Below are 20,638 nucleotides of genomic sequence, written 5' to 3'. Positions count from 1 at the left end.
CGAGATGTCTGACCCGAAACTGATCCCCGATCCGCCCGCTGGCAAGGAAGAACTGGCCCCCGGGGCGATCCTGCGGCGCGGCTTCCTCGACCGCGCGGCGCAGGCGGCGATGGCCGATGCGCTGCGCGACGTGGCGGCCGAGGCGCCGCTGCTGCGCCCGGTCACCGCCTGGGGCAGGCCGATGTCGGTGCGGATGACCGCGGCGGGCCGGCTCGGCTGGGTGATCGAGCGCGGCCGCTATGCCTACAGCCCCCGGCACCCGGAGACCGGGCGCCGCTGGCCGCCGATCCCGGAGCCGGTGCTCGCGGTCTGGCGCGCCGTCTCTGGCTGGCCGGAGCCGCCGGACTGCTGCCTGGTCAACTGGTATGGCGAGGGCGCGCGCATGGGGCTGCACCGCGATGCCGACGAGGGCGAGGCGGCCTTCGCGGCGCCGGTGGTCTCGATCTCGCTCGGCGATCCGGCGCGGTTCCGCATCGGCGGCACCGAGCGGCGCGGGCCGACCCGCTCCACCATCCTGCGCTCGGGCGACGTGCTGGCCATGGGCGGCGCCTCGCGGCTCGCCTATCACGGGGTCGACCGCATCCTCTTCGGCGAGGGCGACCTGCTGCCCGGCGGCGGGCGGCTCAACCTGACGCTCCGGGTGGTGCGGGCCTGACGGCAGGGCGCTTTGCCATCCGCCGCGGCTCGGCTATGCTCGCCCCACCGCGCCCGCATTACGGGACGGACCGGCCGAACGCGCCGGCAGCAGGCGGGAGCAAGGGTTGAGTAGGTTGAGGGAGAACATCATGCAGTCGCCGGCATCCGCCACCCCGCGCGCCGCCATGCCGGCCGCGGCCCTGATCGCCGGGCTGGTCGCCGCCGCAGCGCTCGCGGCCCTGCCGGCACAGGCCTTCGTGATCGATCCGCGAACCTATGGCCCCTGCCTCGGCGCCGCGCGCTGCAGCATCGGCCCGGCGGTGCTCAGCGCAATGCCCGAGGGCGCCAGCTTCGCGCAGCAGATCGACGCCGCGCGGGGCAATGTCCGCGGCCTCGGCATCGCGCATGATCCGGGCAACGGCTTCAACGAGGCGGAGCTGCAGGGCCCGGTCGGCGAGGGCGCGGAGCAGCGCGGCGGCGAGGGCATCCGGATCGACTTCGCGGTGCCGCAGCGCATCGGCAGCGTCATCCTGGCGCATCTCTTCCATCCGGGCAGCGTCGCCGGCGACGCGACCGAGCGCGCGATCATCCGCGGCTATTCCGGCGAGACCGCGCTCGGCACCATCTCGGTCTCGAGCCGCGAGGACGGCAGCATCGCCGCCAGCGGCCCGCTCGAGCAGGCCCAGCTGGTCTCCGCCGAGGCCGGGGTGATCTATCTCAAGCACCCCTTCCCCGGGGCGGCGCTGACCCGCATCGAGTTCACCGCCGCGGCGGTGGCGGCGGGCGACACCTCGGATTACAGCCTCGCCCGGATCGACGGCGCGCGGCTGCCGGCGCAGTAGCCGGGCCGGCCGGAACCTTGCCGGTAAGTCCCGGCAGCCGATCCCGGCCGAAGCTGGCCGGGGCTGGCGGGTGGCTGGCCCGGGATAGGCCCGAGATTGGCCCGGGGGCGGCGGGCCGCCCCCGGCCGGTTCAGGCGGTGGCGGCGGCGGCGCTGTCGGAGAGCGGATGGCTCAGCCGCTCCACCATCTCGCGCGGGCAGATCTGCCAGAAATCGCCGCGGGCGCTCTCCCAGAGCCGCAGGATCTCCTCGCCGAGCCGGCTGCCGGTCTGCGCCACGTGCTCCGAGACCAGGGCGTGCAGCGCCGCGGTCCAGTGCGCCGAGGCGAGCCGCTGCATCAGGATCGTCTCGGGGTTGATCCGCCGGTCGAACTCCTGCTCCGGGTCATAGACGAAGGCCATGCCCCCGGTCATGCCGGCGCCGAAGTTGTCGCCGACCGGGCCGAGGATCACCGCGGTGCCGCCGGTCATGTACTCGCAGCCGTTCGAGCCGCAGCCCTCGACCACCACGGTGGCGCCGGAGTTGCGCACGCAGAAGCGCTCGCCCGCCTGGCCGGCGGCGAAGAGCTTGCCGCCGGTGGCGCCGTAGAGCACCGTGTTGCCGATGATCGTGTTGGCATCCGCCTTCAGCGGCGAGGCCAGCGGCGGGCGCAGCGTGATCACCCCGCCCGAGAGCCCCTTGCCGACATAGTCGTTGGCATCGCCGACCACCTCGATCTTCAGCCCCGGCGCCGCGAAGGCGCCGAGCGACTGCCCGGCCGAGCCCTCGAGGCGCACGGTGAGATGGCCCTCGCGCAGCTGGTTGTTCATGCCGAAGCGCCGCACGATGTGCGACGAGACCCGCGTGCCCACGGTGCGCTGGGTGTTCTGCACCGTGTAGTCGAGCCGCATCTTCTCGCCGTCCTTGAAGAACGGCTCGGCGTCCTGGACGATCTGCGCGTCCAGCGTGTCCGGCACCGGGGTGCGCTCGCGGGTCCGGCGATAGGCGATCTCGCGGCCCTCGTCGACGCGCACCAGCATCGGGTTGAGGTCGAGATCGTCGAGATGTGCCGCGCCGCGGGAGACCTGGGTCAGCAGGTCGACCCGGCCGATGATCTCGTCGATCGTGCGCGCGCCGATCGAGGCCATGATCTCGCGGATCTCCTGCGCCATCAGCGTGAACAGGTTGACCACCTTGTCGGCGGTGCCGGTGAAGCGCTCGCGCAGCGCCGGGTCCTGGGTGCAGACGCCGACCGGGCAGGTGTTGGACTGGCACTGCCGCACCATGATGCAGCCCATGGCGATCAGCGCCGCGGTGCCGATGCCGTATTCCTCGGCGCCCATCATCGCCGCGATCACGATGTCGCGCCCGGTGCGCAGGCCGCCATCGGTGCGCAGCGTCACCCGCTCGCGCAGGTCGTTGAGCGAGAGCACCTGATGCGCCTCGGAGAGCCCCATCTCCCAGGGCAGGCCGGCATACTTGATCGAGGTCTGCGGGCTGGCGCCGGTGCCGCCGTTGTGGCCCGAGATCAGGATCACGTCGGCCTTCGCCTTGGCGACGCCCGCGGCGATGGTGCCGACCCCGGTGGAGGAGACCAGCTTCACGCAGACCTTGGCGACCGGGTTGATCTGCTTCAGGTCATAGATCAGCTGCGCCAGGTCCTCGATCGAGTAGATGTCGTGGTGCGGCGGCGGCGAGATCAGCGTCACCCCCGGCGTCGAGTGCCGCAGCTTGGCGATCATCTCGGTCACCTTGAAGCCCGGAAGCTGGCCGCCCTCGCCGGGCTTGGCGCCCTGGGCCACCTTGATCTCGAGCTCCTGGCACTGGTTGAGATATTCCGCCGTCACGCCGAAGCGGCCGGATGCCACCTGCTTGATCTTGGCCGAGGGGTTGTCGCCGTTCGGCTCGGGGAAGAAGTGCTTGGGGTCCTCGCCGCCCTCGCCGCTGTCGGATTTCGCGCCGATCCGGTTCATCGCGACGTTGAGCGCCTTGTGCGCCTCCGGAGAGAGCGCGCCGAGCGACATCCCCGGCGTCACGAAGCGCTTGCGGATCGAGGTGATGCTCTCGACCTCCTCGAGCGGGATCGCCTCGCCCATCGGCTTGAAGGCCAGCAGGTCGCGCAGATGGATCGGCGGGCGCTTGGCCATGCCTTCGGAATACTTCCGCCAGATCTCGGCCGAGTTCTGCGTCACCGCCGCCTGCATCATGTGCATCAGCTGGGCTTCCCAGGCATGCACCTCGCCGCGCCGGCGCGCCTTGTAGAGCCCGCCGATCGGCAGCACGCCGGGGCCCTGGAAGGCCTGCGCATGGATCGCCCGCAGCTTCGCCTCGATGCCCGACATGCCGATGCCGGAGATCCGCGAGGGCATGCCGGGGAAATACTCGACGCAGAGCGCGCGCGAGAGCCCCACCGCCTCGAAGTTGCAGCCGCCGCGATAGGAGGAGATCACCGAGATCCCCATCTTCGACATGATCTTCCGGAGGCCCCAGTCCACCGCCGAGCGGAAATTGGCGATCGCCGCCTCGGCCGGTCCGTCCATCAGGCCGCGCTCGACCCGGTCGATCAGGCTGGCCTCGGCGAGATAGGCGTTGACCGTGGTCGCGCCGACGCCGATCAGCACCGCGAAGTAATGCGGGTCGATGCATTCCGCCGAGCGCACGTTGAGCGAGCAGAAGGTGCGCAGCCCCTGCCGCGTCAGCCAGGACTGGACCGCCGAGGTGGCGAGGATCATCGGCAGCGGGATGCGGTCCTCGCCGACCCCCTCGTCGGTGAGGATCAGGTGGCCGGCGCCGGCGCGCACCGCCTCCTCCGCCTCCGAGCGGATGCGGTCGAGCGCGGCGCGCAGCGCCCCCGGCGCGCTGTCGGCGGCCAGCGTGCAGTCGATCACCCGGTGCTCGTCGCCGAAGGCCCGGCGCAGCACCTCGAACTGGCCGGTGGAGACCACCGGGCTCTCCAGCGTCAGGATCTCGGTCTGCGAGCTGTCCTCGTCGAGCACGTTCTTCAGGTTGCCGAAGCGGGTCTTCAGCGACATCACCCGGTGCTCGCGCAGGCTGTCGATCGGCGGGTTGGTCACCTGCGAGAAGTTCTGCCGGAAGAAGTGGCTGAGCGGGCGGTAGCGGTCGGAGAGCACCGCCGCGGGCGTGTCGTCGCCCATCGAGCCGATCGCCTCCTTGGCCTCCTCGCCCATCGGCGCGAGGATCGCCTCGAGCTCCTCCATGCTGTAGCCGGCCGCGATCTGGCGCCGGCGCAGGTCGCCCGGCTCGAAGGGCTGGCGCTCCGGCTGGCCCTCGAGGCTGTCGGTCATGTCGGTGACGAGGCCTGCCCATTCGGCATAGGGCCGCGCCGCCGCCAGCTCGTCCTTGATCTCGGCATCGCGCAGCAGCCGGCCCTCGGCGAGGTCGATCGCCAGGAGCTGGCCCGGGCCGAGCCGGCCCTTCTCGCGCACCCCGGCCTCGTCCACCGGCACCATGCCGATCTCGGAGCCGGCGATCACCAGCCCGTCGCCGGTGACGACATAGCGCAGCGGCCGCAGCCCGTTGCGGTCGGTGCCGGCGCAGACCCAGCGCCCGTCGGTCATCGCCAGCGCCGCCGGCCCGTCCCAGGGCTCCATCACCGCGTTGGAATAGGCATACATCGCCCGCCAGGCATCCGGCATGTGCGCATCATTCGACCAGCTCTCGGGCACCAGCATGGTCTTGGCCATCGGCGCGTTGCGCCCGGCGCGCACCATCACCTCGAACACCGCGTCGAGCGCCGCCGAGTCGGAGGAGCCGTTGGGCACGATCGGCTTGATGTCCTCGGCGAGATCGCCGAACTCCGCCGCCGCCATGCGGATCTCGTGGCTCTTCATCCAGTTGAGGTTGCCCTTCAGCGTGTTGATCTCGCCGTTGTGCGCGAGCATCCGGAAGGGCTGCGCCAGCCACCATTGCGGGAAGGTGTTGGTGGAATAGCGCTGGTGATAGATCGCGAAGGCCGAGACGAAGCGCTGGTCCTTCAGGTCGGGATAGAACTCGGCCACCTGCTCGGCCAGCATCATGCCCTTGTAGATCACCGAGCGGCAGGACAGCGAGCAGATGTAGCAGCCCTGGATCTGCGCCCGCGCCACCGCCTTCTCGATGCGCCGGCGGATCACGTAGAGCTCGCGCTCGAAGGTGTCCTCCGGCACGCCCTTGGTGTTGGCGATCAGGATCTGCTCGATCTCGGGGCGCGTCGCGTTGGCCTTGTGCCCGAGCACGCGGATGTTCACCGGCACCTGGCGCCAGCCATAGATGCCGTAGCCGAGGCGCAGCACCTCGGTCTCGACGATGGTCCGCGCCGTCTCCTGCGCCGCAAAATCGGTGCGCGGCAGGAACACCTGCCCGACGGCCAGCCGGCCCTCGTTCGGCTCGTGGCCGGTGCGGCGGATCTGGTCGTGGAAGAAGCCGGTGGGAATCTGCACATGGATGCCGGCGCCGTCGCCGGTCTTGCCGTCGGCATCCACCGCGCCGCGGTGCCAGATCGCCTGCAGCGCCGCGATGCCGTGCTCGACCACCGAGCGCCGCGGCCGGCCGTCGACCGAGGCGACGAAGCCGACGCCGCAGGAGGCGTGCTCCTCCTCCGGCAGATACATGCCCTCCGCGGCGAGACGGTCGCGGGCGGCCTCGTAGGCGGCGGGCTGGAAACCCCGGGGGTCCTGGCGCTCGGTCATTGGCTTTCCTCCTCGGCGCGCGGGCCCTCGCCCTGCGCGGCCATGTATTCGGCGATCAGCTCGGCTCCGGTCCTGCGCGGGCGGTCCCCGGCGAAGGCGTAGAACTCCGGCTTCTCGTCCACGAAGACCTCCATGCCGAAGGACGGCTCGCCGAGCCCGTCCAGCGTGAAGGGGTTGATCAGCGTCTCGCCGGTCTCGACGAAGCGGTAGAACAGCGCGGTGCCGCAGGCGGCGCAGAAGCCGCGCTCGGCATGCTCCGAGGAGCGGTAGACCGCCGGCGCGGTGCCCTGCCACGCGATGCCCTCGGCCTTCGCCGCGAAATACGGCCCGGCGGCCCAGCGCCGGCAGATCGCGCAGTGGCAGGCATCCACCTCGTCGACCGCCCCGGTCTCGAAGCGCACCGCGCCGCAGAGACAGCGTCCCGTCATCCGGCTCATGTCCCATCCTCCCTCAGGCACTCCGCCGCGGTCAGGCGCGGCGCGTCGTCGGTGAAGTCGTACCAGCCCGGGCGGTCGTCCACCCAGACATGCCGGGCGATGCGGTGCGCGGTGCCCTCGGGCAGCGCCGCGGCGCTCACCGCCCAGTCGCCGGGGTCGCCCGGACGGCGCCAGAACAGGCTGCTGCCGCAATGGCTGCAGAAGCCCCGCTCGCCCGTCTCCGAGCTGCGGTACCAGGCCAGCGCCGCGCCCTCGGCCAGCGCCACCCCGCCGGCGAAATGCACCGGCATGAACGGCCCGCCGCCGGACCAGCGCCGGCACTGCCCGCAATGGCAGGGGGTCACCCCGCCCGGCGCGCCCCGCCCCTCGAAGCGCACCGCGCCGCAGAGGCACCGCCCCCGGAGCCCGGCCACGGCGCTACTCCGCGGCGATGGCGGGCCGCGCCACGCCGAGCTGCGCCGCGATCGCGTCCGCCGCCTCGCAGCCGTCGCGGATCGCCCAGACCACCAGCGAGGCGCCGCGGACGATGTCGCCCGCCGCATAGACCCCGGCCAGCGAGGTCTCGTGGGTGCGGAAATCCGCCTTGATCGTGCCCCAGCGCGAGACCTCGAGCCCCTGCACGCCCCAGAGCCGCACGAGATCCTCGGGCTCGAAGCCGAGCGCCTCGATGGCCAGCTCGCAGGGCTCGGTGAAATCCGAGCCGGCGACCTCCTCCGGCGTCTGCCGGCCGGTGACATCGGCCGCGCCGAGCGCCATCCGCACCGCCTTGACGCCGCTCACCCGGTCCTCGCCGAGGAAGCCCTTGGGCGCCGAGAGCCAGACGAACTCGACGCCCTCCTCCTCGGCATTGGCGACCTCGCGCTGCGAGCCCGGCATGTTCGCCCGGTCGCGCCGATAGAGGCACTTCACCGATTTCGCGCCCTGGCGGATCGCGGTGCGCACGCAGTCCATCGCGGTGTCGCCGCCGCCGATCACCACCACGCGCTTGCCCTCGGCATTCAGCGTGCCGTCGGCGAAGGCGGGCACATCGTCGCCGAAGCCGACCCGGTTGGAGGCGGTCAGGTAGTCGAGCGCCGGCACGATCCCGCCGAGCCCCGAGCCCGGCGCCTTCAGCTCGCGCGCCTTGTAGACGCCGGTGCCGATCAGCACCGCGTCATGCGCCGCGCGGATCGCCTCGAAGCTGATGTCGCGGCCGACATCGCAGTTCATGCGGAAGCTGATGCCGGCCGCCTCGAGCTGGCGGTTGCGCCGCTCGACCACGTGCTTCTCCAGCTTGAAGCCGGGAATGCCGTAGATCAGCAGCCCGCCGGAGCGGTCGTAGCGGTCGTAGATCGTCACCTGGAAGCCCATGCGCCGCAGCCGGTCCGCCGCCGCCAGCCCGGCCGGACCGGCGCCGATGATGCCGACCGATTCGGGGCGCTCGGCGCGCGGCGCGATCGGCGCGACCCAGCCCTCCTCCCAGGCGGTGTCGGTGATGTATTTCTCCACCGCGCCGATGGTCACCGTGCCGTGGCCCGACTGCTCGATCACGCAGGAGCCCTCGCAGAGCCGGTCCTGCGGGCAGATCCGGCCGCAGATCTCCGGGAAGGTGTTGGTCGCCTGCGAGACCTCGTAGGCCTCCTTCAGCCGGCCCTCGGCGGTCAGCTTCAGCCAGTCCGGGATGTTGTTGTGCAGCGGGCAGTGGGTCTGGCAGAACGGCACGCCGCACTGGCTGCAGCGGCTGGCCTGCTCGGCCGCCTTGGCCGCGGCAAACTCGCGATAGATCTCGCCGAAATCATGGGCGCGCTCCTGCGCCGCACGTTTTTCGGGCATCTCGCGCGACTGCGAGACGAATTTCAGCATCTTCTGGGCCATGACGTCTCCCCCGGGGGCCGCAATGGGGCCTTGATTCCGCACCATGACGCCCGGAGGCGGCTTGCCCGCATCCGGCGCTTCCCTCGCTGCTTACCGCAGGGCGCGCGGCAAATAAAGGCAAAAAGACTGACCCATTTCCGGCAAGATATGGAATTTCCGAGGGGTGCGGCGGAATGCGCAGCCGATATGCGGAATGGGCGTGCGATTTTACGTCAGCATTGCTGCCGTATTTCAACGATCAAATCGAGGATTTGCCCACGGTGCGCACGAATCACCCGGAAACAAGGTCCGATCCGGACCCAATCGCCGCCGGCACCCCGCGCGCATATTCCCGCTTTCCCTGGACGGTGCCCTCAGAGTAGGCCAAAGGCGCAATCCAGCCAAGAGGTTCCCCTGATGTCCGCCTTCGACCTCGTCATGCTCGCGCTGATCCAGGGGATCACCGAGTTCCTGCCGGTCTCCTCCTCGGGGCACCTGGCGCTGTGGCCGCTGCTGACCAGCCGCGCCGACCAGGGCGTGACGATGGATGTCGCGGTGCATCTCGGCACGCTGGTCGCGGTCTGCGCCTATTTCCGCGGCGATGTCGGCCGGGTCGCCGTCGGCGCCGGGCATATCCTCGGCGGGCGCCCCGCCACCGCCGAGGCCCGGCTCGCCTGGCTGCTGGCCCTCGCCACGGTGCCGGCGGTGGTCGCCGGGCTGGCGCTGAAGCTCGCCGGCGCCATGGAGGCGCTGCGCAGCATCGAGGTGATCGGCTGGACGACGCTGACCGGCGGCATCCTGCTCTGGCTCGCCGACCGGCTCGGCCGCGAGACCCGCGACGGCGCGGCATGGACCTGGCGCGATGCCGGGCTGATGGGGCTGGCGCAGGCGCTGGCGCTGATCCCCGGCACCTCGCGCTCCGGCGCCTGCATGACCATGGCCCGCGCCCTCGGCTATCGCCGCGACGAGGCGGCGCGGCTGGCGCTGCTGATGGCGGTGCCGACGATCCTCGCCGCCGGCACGGTGGAAACCGCGGGCCTGGTGGCCGGCGGCAACCTGCGGCTCGGCGCGGATTTCGCCATCGGCGCGGCGCTGGCGGGGCTCGCCGCCTGGGCGGCGCTGGCGGTGATGATGCGGATGTTCCGCGGCAGCTGGACCATGGCGCCCTTCGCGCTCTACCGGCTCGCGCTGGGGCTGGGGCTGCTCGCCCTCGCCTATGCCTGAGCGCCTATGCCTGAGCGCCGATGGCTGCTATGGTCCGCCCCTGCAACCGGATTGGGGAATTTCGATGGACGCGCAGACGCAGCGGATCGTGACGGTTCTGGTCTTCGGGCTGGTGGTGGGCTGGCTGGCGAGCTTCATCGTCGGCGGCGGCAACCTGATCGCCTACATCATCTGGGGCGTGCTCGGCTCGGCGCTCGCCGGATGGGCGGTGCCGGCGGCGGGGATCAAGGTGAACCTCGGCCACCCGATCGTCACCAACATCGTGCTCTCGGTGGCCGGCGCCATCGTGCTGGTCCTGGTCGGCCGGTTCATCTTCTGACCTTCTGACCGGCCGCGGGGGGTGCGCCCCCTGCCCTCACTGGTCCTGCGCGCGGCGGCTCTCGGTCAGCGAGGCATACTGGCCATAGGGCCGGTAGGCGTAGAGATAGCTGTCGATGATGCCTTCCGGCGCCTCCGGCTCGATGCCGAGCTCGGCAAAGCCGCGGGCGCCCTCGGCCACCACGTTGTCGCGCTCGAGCAGCAGCACCTGGTCGCGGGTCAGCGGCGGGTCCGGCAGCATGCCCAGCATGCTGCCCTGCAGCCGGGCCATCCAGAACGGCATGTCGATCACCAGCCGGCGGCGCCGGATCGCGTGGAGCATCATGTCGATCAGCGCGCGGAAGGTGTAGATGTTGGGCCCGCCGAGCTCGTAGACGCCGGGCTGCGCGCCGCCGGTGGCCACGCGCATCGTCGCCTCGGCGACATCCTGCACCCAGACCGGCTGGAAGCGCGTCGCGCCGCCGACGATCGGCAGCACCGGCATCAGCCGCGCCATCTTGGCGAAACGGTTGAAGAACTGGTCCTCGGTGCCGAAGATGATCGAGGGGCGGAGGATCGTGGCATTCGCCATCGCCTCGCGCACCGCGGCCTCGCCGGCGGCCTTGCTGCGGGCGTATTCGGAGGGGCTCTCCGGGTCGGCGCCGATCGCGGAGATCTGCACGATGCGGGTCGCGCCGGCCGCGGCGGCCAGCCGCGCGACGCGGGCGGCGCCCTCGGCCTGGGTGGCCGCGAAGCTGTTCTTGCCCGATTCGAAGAGCACGCCGACGCAGTTGATCACCACCTGCGCGCCGGCGACGATTCGCGCGATCGAGGCATCGTCGCGGATGTTGCACTGGATCGGCTCGACCTGGCCGACAACGCCGTAGGGCCGGACGAAATGCGCCTCGTGCGGGCGGCGGCAGCCCACGCGGACCCGCCAGCCCTCGCGCGCCATCGCCTGGACGATGTAGCGCCCGACGAAGCCCGAGCCGCCGATCACGGTCACGATCGGTGCGTCCGTCATCGCCATCACCATCCTTGCGTCTCCTTGTTCCTTCCCTCGTCACCTGACTAAGGGTGCAGCCGGATGCGGGCAAGCGCAAATCATCGCAACCGTGAGGTAAATCACTTGTCCGGCACGAGAATTGCTGGTCACTTGATTTGACCAAGTGACGTATTGGTCAAATCAGTATCCATCCGCGCGCCGAAAATGCCAGTCGAGACCGCCGGAGGGGCGCGCCGGCGCGGTCCGGCGGCGGCGGCTGGCGCGCCGCCCGGCCGCGGACGGAAATAACAGGTCACTGCCCCCGTTGACAGGTCCTCGGCGGGGGCTTAGATGACGCCCCACGCCGCAAGGCGTACCAAGCATCCGTGCCCAGGTGGCGGAATTGGTAGACGCGCTAGCTTCAGGTGCTAGTGCCCGTATGGGCGTGGAAGTTCGAGTCTTCTCCTGGGCACCATTCCGCTGCGGCGGTCCTCAAGTCAGGTCGCTGCACGAGGAATAATGATGACGGTCACGCTCCACGAAGGCGATCTGCCGGACGGACTGGATCTCGGCACAATCGTCGCGATCGACACCGAGACGATGGGGCTGATCCCCCATCGCGACCGGCTCTGTCTCGTCCAGCTCTCGGCCGGCGACGGCACGGCGCATCTCGTGCAGATCGGCAACGGCCAGCGCGACGCACCGAATCTCGCCCGCCTGATCGCCGATCCGGGCATCCTCAAGCTCTTCCATTTCGGTCGCTTCGACATCGCGGTGCTCGCCAATGCGCTCGGCGCGGTGGCCCGCCCGGTCTACTGCACCAAGATCGCCTCGAAGCTGACCCGCACCTTCACCGACCGCCACGGCCTGCGCAATCTCTGCCAGGAGCTGATCGGCGTCGACATCTCCAAGCAGCAGCAGAGCTCGGACTGGGGCGCGCCGCTGCTGTCCCAGGCGCAGCTCGACTATGCCGCCTCGGACGTGCTCTACCTGCACCGGCTGCGCGAGGTGCTCGATGGCCGCCTCGCCCGCGAGGGCCGCACCGAGCTGGCCGCCGCCTGCTTCCGTTTCCTGCCCGACCGGGCGATGCTCGACCTCGCCGGCTGGCCGGAGCACGACATCTTCGAACACTGAGGGCGGCGCGATGTGCCCCGCAGAGAATCTCCCCCCCGATTCCGCCCCCGTCTCCGGCGGCGAGGCCGCCGCGTCGCCGGCCGCCGATCCGCGCGCCGCGGCCGAGGCGCTGGCCGCCGGCCGCCGGGTGCTGCGACTCGAGGCCGATGCGCTCGCCGCCTATGCCGAGGGGCTGGATGCCAGCTTTGCCGAGGCGGTGGCGCTGATGTTCGCCGCGCGCGGGCGGGTGATCGTCTCCGGCATGGGCAAGTCGGGCCATGTGGCGCGCAAGATCGCGGCGACGCTGGCCTCCACCGGCACCCCGGCGCAGTTCGTGCATCCGGCCGAGGCGAGCCACGGCGATCTCGGCATGATCACCCGCGACGACGTGGCGCTGGTGCTGTCTAACTCCGGCGAGACCCGCGAGCTGGCCGACATCATCGCGCATACCCGGCGCTTCTCGATCCCGCTGATCGGCATCGCCGGGCGGCCGGGCTCGACCCTGCTGAGCGCCGCCGACGTGGCGCTGGTGCTGCCGAAGGCGCCGGAGGCCTGCCCGAACGGGCTGGCGCCGACCACCTCGACCACCATGTCGATCGCCATCGGCGACGCGCTGGCGGTGGCGCTGATGGAGCGCCGGGTGTTCACCCGCGAGCATTACGCCCTGCTGCATCCCGGCGGCTCGCTCGGGGCGCGGCTGCTCAAGGTGGCCGATCTCATGCATCGCGGCGCCGAGCTGCCGCTGGTGGCCGAGGAGACCTCGATGCGCGAGGCGCTGGTGGAGATGACCGCCAAGAGCTTCGGCATCACCGGCGTCACCGATGCCCAGGGCCGGCTCACCGGGGTGATCACCGATGGCGACCTGCGCCGCAACATGGAGGGGCTGCTGGAGCGCCGCGCCGGCGAGGTGGCGACCCGCAACCCGCGCGTGATCGGCGCCGATGCGCTGGCCTCCGAGGCGCTGGCGCTGATGAACGGCGCGCGGCCGACGCTCTGCCTCTTCGTGCTCTCGCCCGGCGCCGCGGTGCCGGCGCGCCCGGTCGGCCTCGTGCATGTGCATGACTGCCTGCGCGCCGGCGTCGATGCCGGGACCGAGGGCGGCGCGCCGCCCGGCGGCGGGCGCGGCGGCGGCGGGGCCGCATGAGCCTGCGCGACGATCCGGCCCCGGTCCGGCGGACCGGGAACGCCCAGCGCGCGGCGGTGTCGCGCTACTCGCGCCGGGTGCGCTGGATGAAGATCGTGCTGCCGGTGGTGGCGCTGGCGCTGATCGGCACCATATTCCTCGCAGGCCGCCGGCTCGACCAGGCGCAGTCGCTGCTCTCGCCGGAAGAGATCGCGGCGCTCTCGGCCGGGCTGCGGCTGGAGAACCCGCGCATCGCGGGGCGCACGGAATCGGGCGAGCCCTTCATCCTGCAGGCGCTCTGGGCCGAGCCCGAGAGCGCGATGCCGGACCGGATCTCGCTGGAGCGCCCGCGCGGCGAGGTGACCCTGGCCGACGGGCGGCTGCTGACCGGGCGCGCGGCCACCGGGCTGCTGGAGCGCGGCGAGGGGCGGATGTGGCTCGAGAACGGGGTGACGCTGGAGACCTCCGACGGCTACCGGTTCGAGACCGAACGGCTGAAGGTGCTGCTCGGCACCCGCGAGGCGGAGGCCCCCGGGCCGGTGCAGGGCGAGGGCCCGCGCGGCTCGATCGAGGCCGGCACCATGCAGATCACCTCCGAGCCCACCGGGGGCGGCGCCCGGGGGGCGGCCAGAATCGTCTTTCAAGACCGGGTGCGCGTGGTATTCATTCCGAACACGCCGGCCGCCGATGCGGCCGATGCGGGTGCGAGTTCGACCGAGGAGGGAAGTCCGTGATCTCGAGAGCCAGTGTTACCGCCGCGGTCCTGCTCGCCCTCCTTGCCGCAGGCCCCGCGCCGGCGCAGGAGGCAAAGCCCTTCGGCGGCTTCAAGCACGACAATTCCGAGCCGATCGAGGTCACCTCCGACAGCCTCGAGGTGCGCGAGGCGGAATCGATCGCGATCTTCACCGGCTCGGTGGTGGCCGGCCAGGGCACGCTGCGGCTCAACGCCAACCGGGTCACCGTGCTGTTCGACCCCGACTCGCAGGACAGCGAGACCGGGGCGATCCGCAACATGAAGGCCGAGGGCGACGTGTTCCTCTCCAACGGCGCCGAGACCGCCGAGGGCAAGTTCGCCGAATACGACGTCGCCCAGGGGCTGATGTTCCTGCGCGGCGACGTGATCCTGACCCAGGGCGCCAACGTGATCGCCGGCGAGACCCTGCGCATCGACCTCAACACCGGGGTCGCCAAGATGCTCGGCCAGCGCACCGCGGCGAGCGGCGGCGATGCCGGCGGCGAGGGGCGCATCCGGATGCGCCTGGTGCCCGCCTCCGGCAAGGACCAGGGCTCCAATTGAGGCGCTCGATGCTGCATTCGCTGCGCCCGGTGCAGCCGGGGCTCGTGGTCACCGGGCTCGGCAAGGCCTACAAGCGCCGCCCGGTGGTGCGCAACGTCTCGCTGACGCTGACCCGCGGCGAGGCGGTCGGGCTGCTCGGCCCCAACGGCGCCGGCAAGACCACCTGCTTCTACATGATCGTCGGCCTGGTGCCCTGCGACACCGGCTCGATCCATATCGACGGCATCGAGGCGAGCAGCCTGCCGATGTATCGCCGCGCCCGGCTCGGCCTCGGCTATCTGCCGCAGGAGGCCTCGATCTTCCGCGGGCTGACCGTGGAGGACAACCTGAAGGCGGTGCTGGAGATCGACGAGCCGGACCGGCGCGCCCGCGCCCGCCGGGTCGACGAGCTGCTCGGCGAGTTCTCGATCACGCATCTGCGCCGGGCGCCGGCCTCCTCGCTCTCGGGCGGCGAGCGGCGCCGGGTGGAGATCGCCCGCTGCCTCGCCACCAACCCCTCCTACGTGCTGCTGGACGAGCCCTTCGCCGGCATCGACCCGATCGCCGTCGGCGACATCCGCGACCTCGTCGGCCACCTCAAGGAGCGCGACATCGGGCTGCTGATCACCGATCACAATGTTCGCGAAACGCTGGAAATCATTGACCGGGCATACATCTTGCATGATGGTAATGTCCTGATGAGCGGGACGCCCGATCAGGTCGTGCAGGACGCCAATGTCCGGCGCGTCTATCTCGGCGAAGGCTTTCGGATTTAGTAATCTCGGACGGGCAGTGTGAGGCCCTGACGGGAACTGGGAGCGGGTGCGGCGCGGCATGCGTCGGCCCGTGAGAACGGGGAAGCCATGGGAGCGGGACTGCGCCTCGAGCTGCGGCAGAGCCAGCAGCTTGTGATGACACCCCAGCTGCAGCAGGCGATCAAGCTGCTGCAGATGTCGAGCTTCGAGCTCGGCGCCTTCGTGACGGAGGAGATCGAGCGCAATCCGCTTCTGGTTGCCGAGGGGCCGGAGGGCGGCCCGGCCGATGCCCCGGCCGACCCGGCGCCCGAGACCGGCGCGCCGCTCGATGGCGCGGCGGAGGCGCCGGCCGACAGCCGCGTCACCGCCGAGGGCGATCACGCGCTGGCCGAGGAGACCTTCGACACCGGCAGCGAGAACCTGTTCGACCGCGATGCCAGCGGCGGCGATCCGGCGCCGCTGCCCGGCGAGGGCGCGCAGCGGCTGACCCGCCAGGCGGCGGAGGCCGAGGGGGCCGACGGTTTCGAGGCCCGGCTGACCCGGCCCGACACGCTGCGCGAGCACCTGCTGGCCCAGCTCGGCCTGATGCGCGCCGAGGCGCCGGTCTTGGCGCTGGCCCGGCTGCTGGTCGAGGAGCTCGACGAGGCCGGCTACCTGCGCACCGACCTGGCGCAGCTCGCCGAGCGGCTCGGCACCGGGCCGGCGGCGCTGGAGGCGGCGCTGGCGCTCGTGCAGCGCTGCGAGCCGGCCGGTGTCGGCGCCCGCGATCTCGGCGAATGCCTGGCGCTGCAGCTCGCCGAGCGCGACCGGCTCGACCCCGCCATGCAGCGCCTGCTCGGGCATCTCGACCTGCTGGCCCGCGGCCAGGTGGAGAAGCTCTGCAAGCTCTGCGCGGTCGATGCCGAGGACCTTGCCGACATGCTGGCCGACATCCGCCGGCTCGACCCGCGCCCCGGCCGCGGCTTCGGCGAGGCCGAGCCGGAGACGGTGATTCCCGACGTCTTCGTGCGCCCCACCGGCTGGGGCGGCTGGAGCGTCGAGCTCAACGCCGAGGCCCTGCCGCGGGTGCTGATCGACCGGCGCTATGCCGCCGAGCTGGCCCGCGGCGGCGCGCAGACCCGCGAGTTCCTCACCGCCTGCCGCGAGAACGCCAACTGGCTGGTCAAGAGCCTCGACCAGCGCGCCCGCACCATCCTCAAGGTGGCGCAGGAGATCGTGCGCCACCAGGAGGGCTTCTTCGAGAAGGGCCCGGCCGGGCTGAAGCCGCTCAGCCTGAAGATGGTGGCGGACGCCATCAAGATGCACGAATCGACCGTCAGCCGCGTCACCTCGAACAAGTACATGGCGACCGAGCGCGGCATCGTCGAGCTGAAGTTCTTCTTCACCAACGCGGTCGGCGGCGGCGGCGAGGGCGACGCGCATTCGGCCGAGTCGATCCGCACCCGGCTGCGCGCGCTGGTCGCCGCGGAAACCGCCGGAACCGTGCTGTCGGACGATCGCATCGTCGAGATCCTGCAGGGCGAGGGCATCGAGATCGCCCGGCGCACGGTGGCAAAATACCGCAACGCCATGGGGATTCCCTCGTCGGTCGCGCGGCGCCAGCAACTTGCGCTGAAGGGCGTGGGCCAGGAGGCCGGGGCCTAGTGCCTTTCCCTCGCCACAGTTGATCTGCTAGCTTGACGGGCTACCGCGCGCGCCATATGGCGGGTCCCTCCGCCAGACAGGCCCGCGTCCGCGACCGGGCGAGCCACGCCCGAGACATCGCACAGGAGGGTGAATGCACACCAAGATCTCTGGAAAGCACATCGATATCGGAGACGCGCTGCGGACCCATGTCGAGGATCGGCTGAACGAGGCCGCCTTCAAGTATTTCGACCGCCCGGTTGACGCCGCGGTCGTGTTCTCGCGGGACGGCCACGGCTACAAATGCGATTCGTCGGTGCATCTGCCGACCGGCCTGACCGCCAAGGCGCAGGGCAGCCACGGCGAGATCTATGCCGCCTTCGAGGCGTCCGCGGAACGCATCGAGAAGCAGCTCCGCCGGCACAAGCGCCGGCTGAAGGATCATCACCAGCGCCGCGAGAACCCGATCGAGGCGATCGAGGCCCAGGCCTATGTGCTCGCCCGCCACGAGGACGAGGCGGAGGAGACCGGGGCCGGCGATCACGGCGCCGAGGCCGAGGGCGCGAACGGCGCCGAGAACGGCCTGCAGCCGGTGATCGTCGCCGAGATGAAGACCGACATCCAGACCCTCAGCGTGGGCGAGGCGGTGCTGCAGATGGAGCTTGCGCATGCGCCGTTCCTGATGTTCAAGAACGACGCCAATGGACGACTGAACATCGTTTTCCAGCGTGACGACGGCAATATCGGTTGGGTAGACCCGGCCATCGTCGCGGACAACTGAAGAGACCGGCTCCGCCGGTCCCGAACAGGACGGTCATCATGGAACTCGCCGATCTCGTCGCCAAGAGCGCGATCCTCCCGAGCCTCAAGGTGAGCAGCAAGAAGCAGCTGTTCCAGGAAATCGCCAATCGTGCGGCCGATGCCTACAAGCTGAAGCCGCGCGACGTGATCGCCGGGCTGACCGCGCGCGAGCAGCTCGGCTCCACCGCCATGGGCGACGGGGTGGCGATCCCGCATGCCCGCATCGCCGGGCTCGACCATATCGTCGGGCTGTTCGCGCGGCTCGACCGGCCGGTGGATTTCGACGCCATGGACGGCCGCGGCGTCGACCTGGTCTTCGTCCTTCTGGCGCCCGAGGAATCGGGCGCCGACCATCTCCGGGCGCTGGCCCGGGTCTCGCGCCTGCTGCGCTCCGGCGAGGTCTGCGAGAAGCTGCGCGAGACCGCCAAGGGCGAGGCGCTCTATGCGCTGATCACCGAGCCCATGGCCTCCCGCGCCGCCTGACGCCGCGCCAGGCGTCTCCCCCTCACCCGCCGCGCCGCCCCACCCTGCCGCCCGCCACGGACGGCAGGAGACGGCTGTAGTCACGCAGGGGCTCCCGCTTTCGGATCATCCCCCGGCCCGCACCACACGCCGCACCGCGTTCCGCCGCCAGCCCCCGGCGCGGGCGCAGGCATTCTCCGCCCGGAGCGCCTTCGCAGCGCCTCCGCGCCCGGCGGCGACTTTGCAAGCCGGCAGGTGGCCCGGAGATCGCGTCCGGGTCGGCGTGCTCGGGCGCCAGCGCACCGAATTCGGAAGACTGTGCCCGCGCCGCCCGACGCTTCGCCGGCAGCGCCTCCCCCCAACCGCCGCGCCGCCCCTCCCTGCCGGCCGTCACGGACCGGAAGGGGCGGCCGCAATCACGCAGGGGTTTCCGCTTTCGGATCATCCCCCGGATCGCATCGCACGCCGCACCGCGTTCCGCCGCCGGTGCCCAACGCCCGGCGCGGGCCTCCTCCGCCCGAAGCGCCTCCGCGCCCGGCGGAGACTTTGCGAGCCGGCAGGTGGCCCGGAGTTCGCGTCCAGGTCGGCGTGCTCAGGCGCCAGCGCACCGAATTCGGAAGACTGTGCCAGCGCCGCTCGACGCTTCGCCGGGAGCGCCTCCCCCCAACCGCCGCGCCGATCCTCCCTGCCGGCCGTCACGGACGGCAGGGGACGGGGCGATCACGCAGGGGCTTCCGCTATCGGCTCATCCGCCGGATCCCATCGCACGCCACGCCGCCTTCCGCCGCCGGCGCCCGCGCGGGCACGGGCATTCTCCGCCCGCAGCGCATCCGCACCCGGCGGTACCTGTGCCAGGCAGGCAGGTGGGCCGGAGATCGCATCTGGCGCCGGCGCTCCCGGCCCGCGCCGCCTGACGCTGCGCCGGGAGCGCCTCCCCCCAACCGCCGCGCCGCCCCTCCCTGCCGGCCGTCACGAACGGCAGGGGACGGCTGCGATTACACAGGGGCTTCCGCTTTCGGATCATCCGCCGGATCCCATCGCGCGCCGCGCCGCCTTCCGCCGCCAGCGCCCGGCGCCCGGTGCCCGACGCCCGGCGCGGGCACGGGCATTCTCCGCCCGGAACTCCCCCTCGTCCGGCGCCACCTGTGCCGGGCCAAAAGGTGAGCCGGAGATCGCGTCCGCCCCCGACACGCCCGGCCCGCGCCGCCTGACGCTGCGCCGGGAGCGCCTCCCCCAACCGCCGCGCCGATCCTCCCTGCCGGCCGTCACGGACGGCGGGGGACGGGGCGATCACGCAGGGGCCATTGCGTTCGGGTCCTGCGCCGGATCGCATCGCACGCTGCGCCGATCCTGCCTGTCGGCCGTCACGGACGGCAGGGGACGCGGACGATCACGCAGGGGCTTCCGCTTTCGGATCATCCGCCGGATCGCATCACGCGCCGCGCCGCGTTCCGCCGCCGGCGCCCGGCGCGGGCATTCTCCGCCCGATGCGGATCCGTGCCCGGCAGCACCTGTGCCTGGCCGAAAGGTGGGGGCGGGAACGCATTCGGGGCCGGCAGGCCCAGTCCCCACAGAGCTTCCGGCCCTGCGCAGAGCGTCGCCAGAGCGGCCCACTGCGAGGGGAATCGTGCGGAACCGCATCGTCAGCGGCAGTCGGCTTGGGGGGCCGACCACCGCCGATCGCCGCCGCCGCCGTGAACCCACTCCAGGCAACGCGCCGGGCGCCGCCAACGGACCCCACACCAGTGCCGCACGCCAGCGCACGGCGGCACAGCCGCATGGCCATGCCCCGAGGCTGTGCGCCGGGTCACCCGCAAATCTACGCTGCATCAGCATCCCGCGGCTGTGCGCTGCGTCGTCGGCCTGCGGCAGTGGCCCAATGTGGGCGCCTCGCGGCGGGGCCTCATGGCTGTTCCCCACGCCAGCGCCCCGCGGATGCGCGCCCCGTCACCGGCCTGCGGGAAGGGTCCCATGTGGGCGCCTCGCGGCGGGGCCTCATGGTTGTTTCCCACGCCGGCGCCCTGCGGCTGCGCACCCTCGTCATCGGCCTGTGGCAGTGGCCCATGTGGGCGCCCGGCGGCAGGGTCTCATGGCCGTTGCCCGCGGCGGTGCCCCGCGGCATCGGCCTGCGGCAGTGCCCTATGTGAGCGCCTCGCGGCGGGGTCTGATGGCTGTTCCCCGTTTCAGCGCACCGCGGCATGGCCTCGTGGCTGTTCCCCGCGTCGGCGCATCACGGCATCGGCCTGCGGCAGTGACCCATGTGAGCGCGCCGCGGCGGGGCCTCATGGCCTTTCCCGCGCCGGCGCCCCGCGGCGGCGCACCCCGTCGGCCTGCGGTAGTGGCCCCATATGGGCGCCCCGCATGAGCGCGGCCGGCGGCAGGGTCTCATGGCCGTTGCCCGCGGCAGGGTCCCGTGTGGGCGCCCTGCATGAGCGCCCGGCGGCAGCGCCTCGTTGGGGCGCCGCGTGTCCGGGCGCCATGTCAGCACCTCGCGGCGGGACCGCGCGGCAGGGCCGGTGCCAGTGGCCCGCGGCGGGGCCGGTGTCGGTGGCCCGCGGCGGGGCC

17 protein-coding genes and 1 tRNA gene are annotated in these 20,638 nt (G+C 71.8%); 13 read left to right on the top strand and 5 right to left on the bottom strand.

Features of this window, described 5'->3' with window-relative positions; translation table 11 throughout:
* The first annotated feature begins 4 nt into the window (after positions 1-4).
* Together QSJ97_RS20515 and QSJ97_RS20510 are read left to right on the top strand one after the other, a co-directional pair.
* Complete coding sequence (locus QSJ97_RS20515; protein WP_285674081.1) at positions 5-655, top strand: alpha-ketoglutarate-dependent dioxygenase AlkB family protein; 651 nt, start codon at positions 5-7, stop codon at positions 653-655.
* 130 nt (positions 656-785) lie between these two features.
* Entirely contained in the window at positions 786-1,478 is a 693-nt protein-coding gene (locus QSJ97_RS20510; RefSeq protein WP_285674080.1) for a hypothetical protein, read from the top strand.
* A 130-nt stretch (positions 1,479-1,608) separates the two neighbouring features.
* Here QSJ97_RS20510 and gltB read toward each other — a convergent pair whose 3' ends face one another.
* Genes gltB through QSJ97_RS20490 form a run of 4 tightly spaced genes read right to left on the bottom strand, consistent with a single transcriptional unit; the run spans position 1,609 to position 8,435 of the window.
* Positions 1,609-6,144 carry a glutamate synthase large subunit gene (gene gltB / locus QSJ97_RS20505; protein ID WP_285674079.1) on the bottom strand — a complete coding sequence of 1,512 codons (4,536 nt, stop codon included), beginning with the start codon at positions 6,142-6,144 and terminating at the stop codon, positions 1,609-1,611.
* Positions 6,141-6,581, bottom strand: a complete 441-nt coding sequence (locus QSJ97_RS20500) for a GFA family protein (RefSeq protein WP_285674078.1) — start codon at positions 6,579-6,581, stop codon at positions 6,141-6,143. Before QSJ97_RS20500 ends, gltB begins: the two co-directional genes overlap by 4 nt.
* Positions 6,578-6,994: a GFA family protein gene (locus QSJ97_RS20495; RefSeq protein ID WP_285674077.1), complete on the bottom strand. Its 417-nt coding sequence runs from the start codon at positions 6,992-6,994 to the stop codon at positions 6,578-6,580. Before QSJ97_RS20495 ends, QSJ97_RS20500 begins: the two co-directional genes overlap by 4 nt.
* A 4-nt stretch (positions 6,995-6,998) precedes the next feature.
* The gene (locus tag QSJ97_RS20490) at positions 6,999-8,435 is read right to left on the bottom strand and encodes an NAD(P)-dependent oxidoreductase (RefSeq protein WP_285674076.1); all 1,437 of its coding nucleotides are present in this window, start codon (positions 8,433-8,435) and stop codon (positions 6,999-7,001) included.
* Between the two features lie 396 nt (positions 8,436-8,831).
* Here QSJ97_RS20490 and QSJ97_RS20485 point away from each other — a divergent pair, with 396 nt between their 5' ends.
* Both QSJ97_RS20485 and QSJ97_RS20480 read left to right on the top strand, forming a co-directional pair.
* The gene (locus QSJ97_RS20485) at positions 8,832-9,638 is read left to right on the top strand and encodes an undecaprenyl-diphosphate phosphatase (RefSeq protein ID WP_285674075.1); all 807 of its coding nucleotides are present in this window, start codon (positions 8,832-8,834) and stop codon (positions 9,636-9,638) included.
* A 64-nt stretch (positions 9,639-9,702) separates the two neighbouring features.
* On the top strand, positions 9,703-9,957 hold the full coding sequence (locus QSJ97_RS20480; RefSeq protein ID WP_285674074.1) for a GlsB/YeaQ/YmgE family stress response membrane protein: 255 nt from the start codon (positions 9,703-9,705) through the stop codon (positions 9,955-9,957).
* A gap of 36 nt (positions 9,958-9,993) precedes the next feature.
* Here QSJ97_RS20480 and QSJ97_RS20475 read toward each other — a convergent pair whose 3' ends face one another.
* Positions 9,994-10,959 (bottom strand): complex I NDUFA9 subunit family protein, encoded by a 966-nt coding sequence (locus QSJ97_RS20475; protein ID WP_285674072.1) that lies wholly within the window; start codon positions 10,957-10,959, stop codon positions 9,994-9,996.
* Between the two features lie 349 nt (positions 10,960-11,308).
* Between QSJ97_RS20475 and QSJ97_RS20470 the strand changes: the two genes are divergently transcribed.
* The 9 genes from QSJ97_RS20470 to ptsN all read left to right on the top strand — a co-directional run bounded on the left by QSJ97_RS20470 (position 11,309) and on the right by ptsN (position 18,094).
* A tRNA-Leu gene (locus QSJ97_RS20470) sits at positions 11,309-11,395 on the top strand.
* 47 nt (positions 11,396-11,442) lie between these two features.
* Positions 11,443-12,054: a ribonuclease D gene (locus QSJ97_RS20465; protein ID WP_285674070.1), complete on the top strand. Its 612-nt coding sequence runs from the start codon at positions 11,443-11,445 to the stop codon at positions 12,052-12,054.
* A 127-nt stretch (positions 12,055-12,181) separates the two neighbouring features.
* Positions 12,182-13,177 carry a KpsF/GutQ family sugar-phosphate isomerase gene (locus QSJ97_RS20460; RefSeq protein ID WP_434220946.1) on the top strand — a complete coding sequence of 332 codons (996 nt, stop codon included), beginning with the start codon at positions 12,182-12,184 and terminating at the stop codon, positions 13,175-13,177.
* Complete coding sequence (lptC, locus tag QSJ97_RS20455) at positions 13,174-13,890, top strand: LPS export ABC transporter periplasmic protein LptC (RefSeq protein WP_285674067.1); 717 nt, start codon at positions 13,174-13,176, stop codon at positions 13,888-13,890. Before QSJ97_RS20460 ends, lptC begins: the two co-directional genes overlap by 4 nt.
* The gene (locus tag QSJ97_RS20450; RefSeq protein ID WP_285674065.1) at positions 13,887-14,453 is read left to right on the top strand and encodes an LptA/OstA family protein; all 567 of its coding nucleotides are present in this window, start codon (positions 13,887-13,889) and stop codon (positions 14,451-14,453) included. The genes lptC and QSJ97_RS20450 overlap by 4 nt, the downstream gene beginning before the upstream one ends.
* Positions 14,454-14,461: 8 nt before the next feature.
* Positions 14,462-15,208, top strand: coding sequence for an LPS export ABC transporter ATP-binding protein (gene lptB, locus QSJ97_RS20445; protein WP_285674063.1), 747 nt, complete (start codon positions 14,462-14,464; stop codon positions 15,206-15,208).
* Between the two features lie 87 nt (positions 15,209-15,295).
* A complete protein-coding gene (gene rpoN, locus QSJ97_RS20440) occupies positions 15,296-16,831 on the top strand; it encodes an RNA polymerase factor sigma-54 (protein WP_285674061.1) in 1,536 nt (511 codons plus the stop codon).
* Positions 16,832-16,964: 133 nt separating this feature from the next.
* Positions 16,965-17,591 (top strand): ribosome hibernation-promoting factor, HPF/YfiA family, encoded by a 627-nt coding sequence (gene hpf, locus QSJ97_RS20435; protein ID WP_285674060.1) that lies wholly within the window; start codon positions 16,965-16,967, stop codon positions 17,589-17,591.
* 38 nt (positions 17,592-17,629) lie between these two features.
* Positions 17,630-18,094, top strand: a complete 465-nt coding sequence (ptsN, locus tag QSJ97_RS20430) for a PTS IIA-like nitrogen regulatory protein PtsN (protein ID WP_285674059.1) — start codon at positions 17,630-17,632, stop codon at positions 18,092-18,094.
* Positions 18,095-20,638: the final 2,544 nt, after the last annotated feature.

This window comes from Paralimibaculum aggregatum, from assembly GCF_030270585.1.
Classification (GTDB): domain Bacteria; phylum Pseudomonadota; class Alphaproteobacteria; order Rhodobacterales; family Rhodobacteraceae; genus Thermohalobaculum; species Thermohalobaculum aggregatum.
The sequence above is the reverse complement of the archived record's forward strand: the minus strand, read 5'-3'. Positions and strand labels throughout refer to the sequence as shown.